At 68.8% G+C, this 9,922-nt stretch carries 9 protein-coding genes; 6 read left to right on the top strand and 3 right to left on the bottom strand.

All coding sequences use genetic code 11. The annotated features are described in order from the left end of the window. Window positions 1-30 precede the first annotated feature (30 nt). From AC1DU6_RS11580 to AC1DU6_RS11565, 4 genes are read left to right on the top strand one after another with little or no spacing between them, the layout of a single operon-like run. Window positions 31-2,190: a GDSL-type esterase/lipase family protein gene (locus tag AC1DU6_RS11580; protein ID WP_477857311.1), complete on the top strand. Its 2,160-nt coding sequence runs from the start codon at window positions 31-33 to the stop codon at window positions 2,188-2,190. Continuing rightward, window positions 2,187-3,398, top strand: coding sequence for an AGE family epimerase/isomerase (locus tag AC1DU6_RS11575; RefSeq protein WP_477857309.1), 1,212 nt, complete (start codon window positions 2,187-2,189; stop codon window positions 3,396-3,398). The genes AC1DU6_RS11580 and AC1DU6_RS11575 overlap by 4 nt, the downstream gene beginning before the upstream one ends. A 4-nt stretch (window positions 3,399-3,402) precedes the next feature. After that, entirely contained in the window at window positions 3,403-4,539 is a 1,137-nt protein-coding gene (locus AC1DU6_RS11570) for a glycoside hydrolase family 5 protein (protein ID WP_457323057.1), read from the top strand. Window positions 4,540-4,542: 3 nt separating this feature from the next. Next, window positions 4,543-5,577 (top strand): glycoside hydrolase family 5 protein, encoded by a 1,035-nt coding sequence (locus tag AC1DU6_RS11565; RefSeq protein ID WP_477857306.1) that lies wholly within the window; start codon window positions 4,543-4,545, stop codon window positions 5,575-5,577. Here AC1DU6_RS11565 and AC1DU6_RS11560 read toward each other — a convergent pair. Then, window positions 5,549-6,547, bottom strand: a complete 999-nt coding sequence (locus AC1DU6_RS11560) for a saccharopine dehydrogenase NADP-binding domain-containing protein (protein ID WP_457323055.1) — start codon at window positions 6,545-6,547, stop codon at window positions 5,549-5,551. The genes AC1DU6_RS11565 and AC1DU6_RS11560 overlap by 29 nt on opposite strands. 89 nt (window positions 6,548-6,636) lie before the next feature. On the opposite strand from AC1DU6_RS11560, the gene AC1DU6_RS11555 reads away from it, so the two are divergent. Beyond that, the gene (locus AC1DU6_RS11555; RefSeq protein ID WP_457323054.1) at window positions 6,637-7,224 is read left to right on the top strand and encodes a TetR/AcrR family transcriptional regulator; all 588 of its coding nucleotides are present in this window, start codon (window positions 6,637-6,639) and stop codon (window positions 7,222-7,224) included. Here AC1DU6_RS11555 and AC1DU6_RS11550 read toward each other — a convergent pair. Next, on the bottom strand, window positions 7,221-8,177 hold the full coding sequence (locus AC1DU6_RS11550) for a tripartite tricarboxylate transporter substrate binding protein (RefSeq protein WP_056203908.1): 957 nt from the start codon (window positions 8,175-8,177) through the stop codon (window positions 7,221-7,223). The two genes, AC1DU6_RS11555 and AC1DU6_RS11550, sit on opposite strands and share 4 nt — an antisense overlap. Before the next feature lie 169 nt (window positions 8,178-8,346). Between AC1DU6_RS11550 and AC1DU6_RS11545 the strand changes: the two genes are divergently transcribed. Beyond that, complete coding sequence (locus AC1DU6_RS11545; RefSeq protein WP_457323053.1) at window positions 8,347-9,147, top strand: class II glutamine amidotransferase; 801 nt, start codon at window positions 8,347-8,349, stop codon at window positions 9,145-9,147. Here the strand turns inward: AC1DU6_RS11545 and AC1DU6_RS11540 are convergent. Continuing rightward, the coding region (locus AC1DU6_RS11540; RefSeq protein ID WP_477857304.1) for a phosphohexomutase domain-containing protein at window positions 9,148-9,922 on the bottom strand (775 nt) is incomplete at its 5' end.

Raw genomic sequence — 9,922 nt, 5'->3', positions numbered from 1 at the left:
GGCTGCAAGCGGGCGCCACCAAGGGCTGACATGAGATTTCTGAAGGGATTCGCGTTGTACTTGTCATTGATGCTGCCGGCCGTCGGCCAGGCGGCAAACGACCCACGGCTGCAGGCCGTCATGCAAAGGCTGGACGCTGGCGAGGCGATCACCTTGGCCACCATTGGCGGCTCCATCACGACCGGCTACGCCGCCCAGCCTCCCCGCGAGCGCGGCTGGGCCGCACTACTCGCCAGATCGCTGGGACCGAAGGCCAAGCTGGTCAACGCCGGCGTCAGCGGCACCGACTCGGCCGCCGGTGTGCAGCGGCTGCAGACGCAGGTGCTGGACAAGTCGCCCGACCTGGTCATCGTCGAGTTCGGCGTCAACGACCAGTGGCTGGATCCGGCCGTGCGCGGCAGCAGCTATGAAGCCATCCTGCGCCGACTGTTGACTTCCAAGAAGCCGCCCGCGGTCGTCGTGCTCGGCCTGACGCAGCAGGGCAACCAGGCGCGCGACGCGGTCGATGCGCAGCTGAAGCTGGCCGCTCACTACGGCCTCGCCGCGCTGGACTTCGGCCGCTGGATGCAGGCCCTCGTCGATGCCGGCGAAGACCGCTGGGCGGCTCTCTACGACGAGCCCGTCCACCCGAACGCCACCGGCCATCAGCGCATCGCGCTTGCGCTGGCCGAGACACTGCGGGCAGCCGCCCGCGGGCCGGTCGCCGCGCCCGCGCCGCTGCCCGAGCCCGTCTACGGGCGCGCTCACGAGTTCACGCGGATGCTGGCCGGCGAGACCCTCAAGCCCTACCAGGTGCATGGCTTCGAGCGTGGCGGCGAGGTGCATCCCGAGTGGACCGGCCAGCAGCCCGGCTGGGTCAGCAAGGCCGACGATGCCGAGGCTCATTTTCTCGTCTGGGGACGCGAGGTCGCGGTCTTCCACGCCGAAAGCGAGCACTACCGCAACCTCGAAGCCTGGGTGGACGACGGGCCCGTCGTCACGCTCCGCGGCCAGGTGCCGGAACGCAAGGGCTACCTCGGCTGGCACTACGCCGTCGTCGGTCGCGAGCTGGAGCCCGGTGCCCACCTGCTGCACGTGCGCGTGAAGAAGGACGAATGGACCGGCAGCGGCCGCCCGGCGAGCCTGCTGGCCGTCATGTCGGCCGGCATCTTCCCGCCCGAACTCCACCCGAGCGATTTCGTGCGCGAGGCGCCGTCAAGCAAGCCAGGCCTGATAGCCGCGGACGATCCCAAGCTGCGCTGGATCGGCCGCATCGGCAGCGCGCCCGGCGGCAAGCTGCTGGCGTGGAGCGGCAGCGAGCTGCGCGCCCGCTTCACCGGCGACCAGCTCACGCTGCGCCTGGCACCGTCGCGCGGCGGTATCAACCATTTCACCGTCGAGGTCGACGGCCGCCGCCACGCACTGGCACTGCGCAGCGACGGGCCGGCCGACTGGCGGCTGCCCTTGACGGCCGGAGAACACGAGCTGCGCCTCGTCAAGCGTACCGAGGCTTCGCAGGCTGAAAGCGTCTTCCTCGGCCTGCGCCTGGCCGAAGGCGGCAAGCTGCTCGACCCGCCCGCACCCCGGCCGCTGAAGCTGGAGTTCTACGGCGACTCCATCACCGCCGGCGCATGCAACGGCGATATCGGCGAGGATCAATACGCCGACCTGTCCAGCCACGACGGCACGCGGGCCTATGGCGCAGTGACAGCGTCCAAGCTGGGCGCGGACTACGTTGGCATCGCCATCAGCGGCATCGGCATCACCGCGACCTGGGACCAGCTGCTGATGCCCGAAGTGTGGAACCGGTACGCGCCGCGCCTGGACGCACCGGTCGCGCCGCCCGAAGCACGCGCGCCCGACGTGGTGCTGCTCAACCTCGGCCAGAACGACCATGGCTTCCCGGCTTCGAAGGGCCAGACCATCGCCGCTGACTTCGGCCCGCGCTATCTCGCCTTCGTACGCGGCCTGCGCGCGCGCTACCCGCAAGCCAGGATCGTGCTGCTGATGGGCGGCATGTCGGCGCCACGCGAACAGCCGGCCATCCCGCGCGCCGTGCTGGGCGCCGTGCAGACGCTGCGCAGCGAGGGCGACGCCAAGGTCTGGAGCTACCGCTTCGAGGCCTTCTCCTGGGCCCATCCGCGCATCGACGTGCATGCCTTGATGGCCGATGAGCTGACCCGCTTCCTGAAAGACGAGGTACTGAGATGACGCCTCCCGACCTGCGCAAACCCGAGACACTGTGGGCGCACATCCGCCACACGCTGGACTTCTACGCGCCGCGTGCGCGCGACGAAACCGGCGGCTGCTTCCAGTTCTTCAAGGACGACGGCACGATCTACGACCGCCGCACCCGCCACCTCGTCAGCAGCACGCGCTTCGTCTTCAACCACGCGCTGGCCTGGCGCTGGTTTGGCGGACCTGTTCACGACGTCGCGCACGCACTGGCCTTCGTCAACCAGGTCCATGCTCAGCCGCAAGGGGGCTATGCCTGGGTGCTGGACTGGCACGACGGCCGCGCCACGGTGCTCGACGGCGCCAACCATTGCTACGGCCTGGCCTTCGTGCTGTTGGCCAACTCGCACGCCACAGAAGCCGGCGTGCCCGGCGCGCGCGAAGGCATCGCCGCCACCTTCGAACTGATGGAGCAGCACTTCTGGGAACCCGCCCACGGCCTCTACGCCGACGAGGCGACGCCGGACTGGGGCATCGGTCCCTACCGCGGCCAGAACGCCAACATGCACGCCTGCGAAGCCATGCTGGCCGCTCACGCCGCCACCGGCGAATCTCGCTACCTCGACCGTGCGCTGACCCTGGCCACGTCCATCGCCCAACGCCAGGCGGCGCTCGCGGGCGGCCTCGTCTGGGAGCACTACAACACCGACTGGACACTCGACTGGGACTACAACCGCGAAGACAAGACCAACATCTTCCGGCCCTGGGGCTTCCAGMCCGGCCACCWSACCGARTGGGCCAAGCTGCTGCTGATSCTGGATCGTCGTCTGGGCGCAGCGGCGCCCGGCTGGCTGGTGCCGACGGCGCGCCACTTCTTCGACACCGCSATGCAGCGCGGCTGGGACGGCGTTCACGGCGGCCTCGTCTATGGCTTCGCGCCGGACGGCACGGTGTGCGATGGCGACAAATACTTCTGGGTCCAGGCCGAAAGCCTTGCCGCCGCCGCCTGGCTGGCCGTACGCACCGGCGACGACGCCTACTGGGCCTGGTACGACCGGATCTGGGCCTACGCCTGGCAGCACTTCGTCGACCACGAGCACGGCGCCTGGTATCGCATCCTCGCGCCCGACAACAGCAAGGTCACCGACGAGAAAAGTCCCGCCGGCAAGACCGATTACCACACCATGGGTGCCTGCCAGGACGTGCTGGCCGCGCTCGGCGTGCAACCGCCGGCGCGGGGCTGACGCCATGGGCCGCCTTGCCACTGCCCTGCTGATCGCGCTGCTTGCTGCCTGCGGTGGCGGAGGTGGTGGTGCCGCCGCCGAGCCGGCACCGCCCACGCCCACAGACCCCTGGGCCGCCTACCCGACCACGCCGTCCGGGACACCGCCCGGCGCCTCGGCACAGGCCCGCACCGCCGCCGCGGCGCTGGGCGGCGGCATCAACTTCGGCAGCATGCTGGAAGCGCCCAGCGAAGGCGCCTGGGGGCTGAAGGTCGAAGACGAATTCATCCAGCTCGTCGGCCCGAGCGCCAGCCCGTCTTACAGCCAGGCGGTGCGCCTGCCGGTGCGCTGGAGCAACCACGCCAGCCTGGATGCCGCAGCCACCATCGACGCGGCCTTCATGACCCGCGTCGAAGGCATCGTCACCAAGCTGCTCGCGCGCAATGTCACCGTCGTGCTGAACATGCACCACTACCACCAGCTCGATGGCGATGCCGTCGACGCGGGCGAAGCCAGCGTCGCGGCGGACGTGGTGCAGTTGCGCTTCCTGGCCATGTGGCGCCAGATCGCTGAGCGCTTCGCCAATGCCGGGCCGGGCCTGGTGTTCGAGCTCTACAACGAGCCGCACAACAAGCTCGAGGCCGACTGGAACACCCTGGCCTCGCGCGCACTGCGCGTGGTGCGCGCCAGCAACCCGAACCGCATCGTCATGATCGGCCCGGTGCAGTGGAACAGCCCCTGGGCCCTGTCCAAGCTGCAGCTGCCGGCCGACGCCAACCTGCTGCTCACCGTCCACCATTACGAGCCGTTCACCTTCACCCATCAGGGTGCGGAATGGGTCAGCCCCTCGCCGCCCGTGGGCGTGGATTGCTGCGACGCCGCCCAGTTGGCCAAGATCCGCGAAGGCCTCGACCTGGCCGCCAACGAAGGCAAGCGCCTGGGCTACCCCGTGGTGGTCGGCGAGTTCGGCGCCTACAGCCGCGCGGCACTCGGCGCCCGGGTGCGCTACCTGAAGGCGATGCGCGCCGAGATGGCTGCCCGGCAGCTGCCCTGGATGTACTGGGAACTGGCCTCGGGCTTCGGCCTCTATGACCCGCAAGCCCATGCCTGGCGGACCGACCTGGTCCAGGCGCTGTACGGCACCACCCTGACGAAGGACTGATCCATGAAGCTGCGACACCTCGCCACCACCTGCCTGCTGGCGTCCCTCGTCCAGGGCACCTGCGCGGCCGAACTGCTGCCCTGGCGCGGCATCAGCCTGTCCAGCGCCGAATGGGGCGAGAAGCTGCCCTTCCCCGGCATCTATGGCAAGGACTTCGTCTATCCCAGCGTCGCCAGCACGGCCTACTTCCAGGCCAAGGGCATGAATCTGATGCGCATCGCCTTCCGCTGGGAGCGCCTGCAGCCGGTGTTGAACGGCGAGTTCGACCCGACGGAACTCGCTCGCCTGCGCGAGTTCGTCGACGGCACGACCGCCCGCGGCCTGCATGTGCTGCTGGACCCGCACAACTACGCGGCCTACAAGGAGGTGCATGTCGGCAAGCCCGAGGTGCCCATCGCCGCGTTTGCCGACTTCTGGCGGCGCCTGGCCCTGCAGTTCAAGGACAACCCGAAAGTGCAGTTCGGCCTCGTCAATGAGCCGCGCAACATGCCGACCGAGACCTGGGGCCAGGCCGCCCAGGCCGCCATCGATGCCATCCGCAAGACCGGCGCGACCAACCTCATCACCGTGCCCGGCAACGGCTACACCGGTGCCTGGAGCTGGTTCGAGTCCAAGTGGTACGGCACGCCCAACGCCGAGGTCATGGGCCAGGTGCGCGACCCGCTGGACCGCATGGTCTTCGAGGTGCACCAGTACTTCGACAAGGACGGCTCCGGCACCAGCCCCGAATGCGTCAGCCCCGAGATCGGCGCGGAGCGGCTCAAGCGCTTCACCGAATGGCTGCGCAAGAACAAGCGCCGCGCCATCCTGGGTGAGCTGGGCGGAGGCGCCAACGCAGTCTGTGAGCAGGCCGTGGCCGGCGCGCTCAAGCATCTGCAGGCCAATGCCGACGTCTGGGACGGCTGGCTGTGGTGGGCCGGTGGCCCGACCTGGGGCGACTACTTCCTGTCCCTGGAGCCCACCGCYGAGGGCCGCGACAAGCCGCAGATGCGCTGGCTGGCGCCTTTCCTCAGCCCAATTGCAGTTCAAACTCCCTGAGCGACTGAAGGAAGTCCTTGGCGTCGAAGGCCTCACCCAGGGCGAGCGCACCGCTGCGCTTGAAGGATGGCTGCAGCATGCGCTCGGCCGCCTCCACCACAAGCGGCGCCGACACCGCATAGATGTCCTGGCCACGGGCGATGGCCTTTCTCGCGCTCGCCCCTTCGCCGGCTTGGACCACCATCTCGAAGCGCTGTGCTGAACGACCCTGCGCATCGCTGGCCTCGGGCGGCGGCGTCGTGGCATCGCGGATCTCCTGCAGGGACGACAGCGTCAGCCACGAGCGCAGGTTCTGCACGCGCAGGTGGCGGGCGATGGTGATGACCTCGCTGAAGGGCAGTTCGACCATGGCCTGCTCGCCGTGCTCCGCACTGAAACGCCAGTCGCGCTGGGCCGCCGGCGTCGGCATGCGCACGATCTGGCCGCCTTGCAGCACAACGCGCGGCACCTGGTTGCGCTCACCGGTCTTGCGGGTGCCCTCGGTGGGCCACCAGTGGTCCAGCGCGATGGCGATGGCCAGGTCGTGCACGGCGCCGTCGCCCATCAGCGCCGTCGCCAGCAGGTCAGCCAGCCCGCCGTAAAAGCCCGCCGCCGGAATGATGGCGACGCCAGCCACGCGAGCCCGGGCATCGAAGTTCTCGAAGACGGCTTCAGCGCTGGCCTGCTCGGCGGTCACGTCGATATAGCCGCAGCCAGCGCGCAGGGCGGCCTCGATGACCGGCGCCGCCGTGTCGAGAAACGGCCCGGCGCAGTTGATGACCACGCCGCAGCCCTGCAGTGCCGCGTCCAGCGCGGCCGCGTCGTCAATGGTCGCGACCCGCGCCTCCACGCCAGCCGGCAGTCGCGACGCATCCCGCCCGATCGCCACCACCCGCAAACCGCGCCTCAGCGCCTCGTTGACGACGAATCGCCCGGTGTGCCCGCCGGCACCGTAGACCGCGACCGCCTTCTTGCCCAAATCCCTGCTCATGATCATCCTTTTGAAACGAGACAGACCTGTCTGTTCTTTGAACGATACAGAATGGTCTGTATCGTGTCAACACCGAATCGACCACCGTGATGAACATGCCTGTTGAAACTGCCCCCGAAGCTCAGAACGTCCGCGAGCGCCTGCTGGGCGTGGCGTCCGAGCTGTTCTACAAGAACGGCGTTCGCGCGGTCGGCATCGATCTGGTCATCGAGCAGGCTGGCGTCGCCAAGAGCAGCCTGTACCGCCACTTCCGCACCAAAGACGACCTCATCGTGGCCTTCCTGGAGCGCGAGGACGTGGACTTCTGGGCGACCTGGGACCGGGTCGCCGCGGAAAACGCGAGCGACGCGAAGGCCGAGCTGGAAGCGCACATGCGCTGGATCGGCGAGCGCCTGGGCCGCGCCAATTACCGCGGCTGCCCGCAGATCAATGTGGCGGCCGAGTTCGCCGAGCAGGATCACCCGGCTCGCGGCGTGGCGCGCGCGCACATGCAGGCGCTGCGGTCACGCCTCACAGTCATCGCCCAACGCCTGAAGGCACGCGCGCCGAAGGCACTCGCCGCTCAGCTGGCCTTGCTCGTCAATGGCGCCTTCGTCAGCGCCGAACTGCTGACGCCGGATGAAGCGACGGATGTGCTGCTGGCCGCGATGCGCGCCCTCGTCGAAGCCGACCGCTAGTCTTCCTTCATCTGCGCCGCCTTGGCCACTGGTGCCAGGCGGGCTTTCTCAGCCACCAGGAACTTGCGGAAGTCCTCGCGGCTGCCGCCCGTCGGGTCGATGGCCAGCGGGATGAGCTTGGCGCGCAGCTCGCTCGTCTTCAGCGCCGCATTCACGGCCGCATTGAGTTTGTCGAGGATGGCCTCGGGCGTGCCCTTGGGCGCGAACACGCCCGACCAATGGCCAATGAAAACGTCGTTGAAGCCCTGCTCCTGGGCGGTGGCCAGGTCGGGCAAAGCCGCGATGCGACGGTTCCACGTCGAGGCGATGGCCTTGAGCTTGCCGGCCTTCACCATCGACAGCACGACGGGGCTGGCCTCGGAGGTCGCATCGACCTGGTTACCGACAACGGCCGCCATGCCTTCGGAGCCGCTCTTGAAGGGCACGATCTGCAGCTTGGCGCCAGCCTTGAGCTTGAGCATCTCGGCCACGAAATGCGGCGTGCTGCCGGTGCCGGCCGTCGCGAAGTTCAGCCCCTGGCCTTTCCTGGACGCCGCGATCAGGCCCTTCAGATCCTTGATGGCCGAGTCGCCCGGCACGACGACGACCGAGGGGCTGACGGCCATCATGACGACGGGCACGAGGTCGTTCTCGGCATAGGGCATGCGTGTCTTGATCAGCGCATTGGTGATGACACCGGCCGCCGGCGTCAGGAAGGTGTAGCCGTCCGGCGCGGCCTTGGCCACATAGGCCGCGCCGATCATGGAGCCGGCACCGGGCTTGTTCTCGATGATGATCGGCTGCCCCAGCTGCTTGGCCGTGGCTTCGGCCACCGTGCGCGCCACGATGTCGTTGGCGCCGCCGGGGCCAAAGGGCACGACGAAGTGCAGGGGCTTGGACGGCCAGGCCGTTTCCTGGGCATTTGCGGTCAGTGCAAGCAGCAGAGCTGCGACGGGAACAAGGCACTTCGGCACGGGCGTCTCCTGAAGGTGGTACAGCCCAGCCTAACGCCCTGCGGCGCGCCCGCGAAACGTGAGAACCCGCACAGGCATGAGCTCATGACAAAAGCTTTGTTGGGTTTTGTGTCATCGGCCTGCAGACTTGCAGCGTTGCCACCCGTACTGACAGCTTCCGCCACCACCGATGTGTGAGCTTTTCGCCCTCAACAGCCGCCAGCCGGCCGCCGCCACCTTCTCCCTCAGCGGCTTCGCAGCTCGCGGCGGGCGCACCGCAGACCATGTCGACGGCTGGGGCGTGGCCTTCCACGACGGCGAGCGCTGCGAAGTCACCGTTGAGGACAGCCCGGCGGCCGAATCCGAACTGGCGCGTCATTTCGGCCACCACCCGGTGCAGGCACGCAACATCCTCGCCCACATCCGCAAGGCCACCCAGGGCGCCCGCACCCTGGAGAACTGCCACCCCTTTCGCCGCGACTGGGCAGGTCGCACCTGGGTCTTCGCGCACAACGGCGACCTGAAGGACTTTCACCCCCAGCTGGACGGGAGCTTCACGCCGGCCGGCCAGACCGACAGCGAACGAGCCTTCTGCTGGTTGATGCAGAAGCTCCAGCAGCGCTTTGGCAACCAGCCGCCCGACTGGCAGCAACTGGCCGAAACGCTGACGCCCTGGATCCACGAGATCGCCGAGCACGGCCGCTTCAACCTGCTGCTGACCGATGGCCGCGCCATGCTGGCGCATGCGTCAACCAAGCTGCACTGGCTGCAGCGCCGCCCGCCCTTCGGCCACGTCTCCTTGCGCGACGGCGACCTGAGTGTGGACCTGGCCACCGTCAACAACCCGGCTGACCGCATGGCGCTGGTCTCCACGGAGCCGCTGACCCATGGCGAGGCCTGGCAGGCGTTCGCAGCCGGTGAAGTGCGTGTGTTCCAGGACGGCGATTGCGTGTTCGTCAGCGAAGGCGTGGCCGAACTCGCGGCTGCCTGATCAAGGCGCAGCCAGCGCGTCGTCCACCACGCCGCGCGCTTCCTGGACCAGCAGCTGCAGATGCGCCTCGTCGCGGAAGCTCTCCGCGTAGACCTTGTAGATGTCCTCGGTGCCCGACGGCCGCGCGGCGAACCAGCCACTGGCCGTGCACACCTTGATGCCACCGATCGCCGCGCCGTTGCCCGGCGCACTGCTCAGCACCGCAGTGATGGGCTCGCCTGCCAGTGAAGTCGCCTGCACGTTCGCAGCCGTCAGCGCGGCCAGCCTCGCTTTCTGCTCCCGCGTGGCCGGGCCTTCGACGCGGTCGGCGTGCGGTGTGCCGAGGGCCGCCGTCAGGCTCTGGTAGTACACCCCCGGGTCGCTACCGGTGCGCGCTGTGATCTCGGCCGCCAGCAGCGCGGCGGCGATGCCGTCCTTGTCGGTCGTCCACACGCGGCCATCACGGCGCAGCATTGATGCGCCCGCGCTCTCCTCGCAGCCCAGGCCCAGGCTGCCTTCAGCCAGGCCGGGCGCAAACCATTTGAAGCCGACGGGCGCCTCGAACAGCGGGCAGCCCAGGCGCCGCGCAATGCGGTCGATCAGCGCCGTCGTGACGACGGTCTTGCCGACGGCCGCGTTCGCGCGCCAGCCGGGCCGGTGGCGGAACAGATAGTCCACGGCGACGCTGAGGTAGTGATTGGGCGGCATCAGACCGGCACTGCGGGTGACGATGCCATGGCGGTCATGGTCGGTGTCGCAGGCAAAGGCCACGTCGAAGCGATCGCGCAGGCTCGTC

Source organism: Roseateles sp. P5_B10, assembly GCF_056400485.1.
This window is presented reverse-complemented; position numbering and strand designations above follow the sequence as displayed.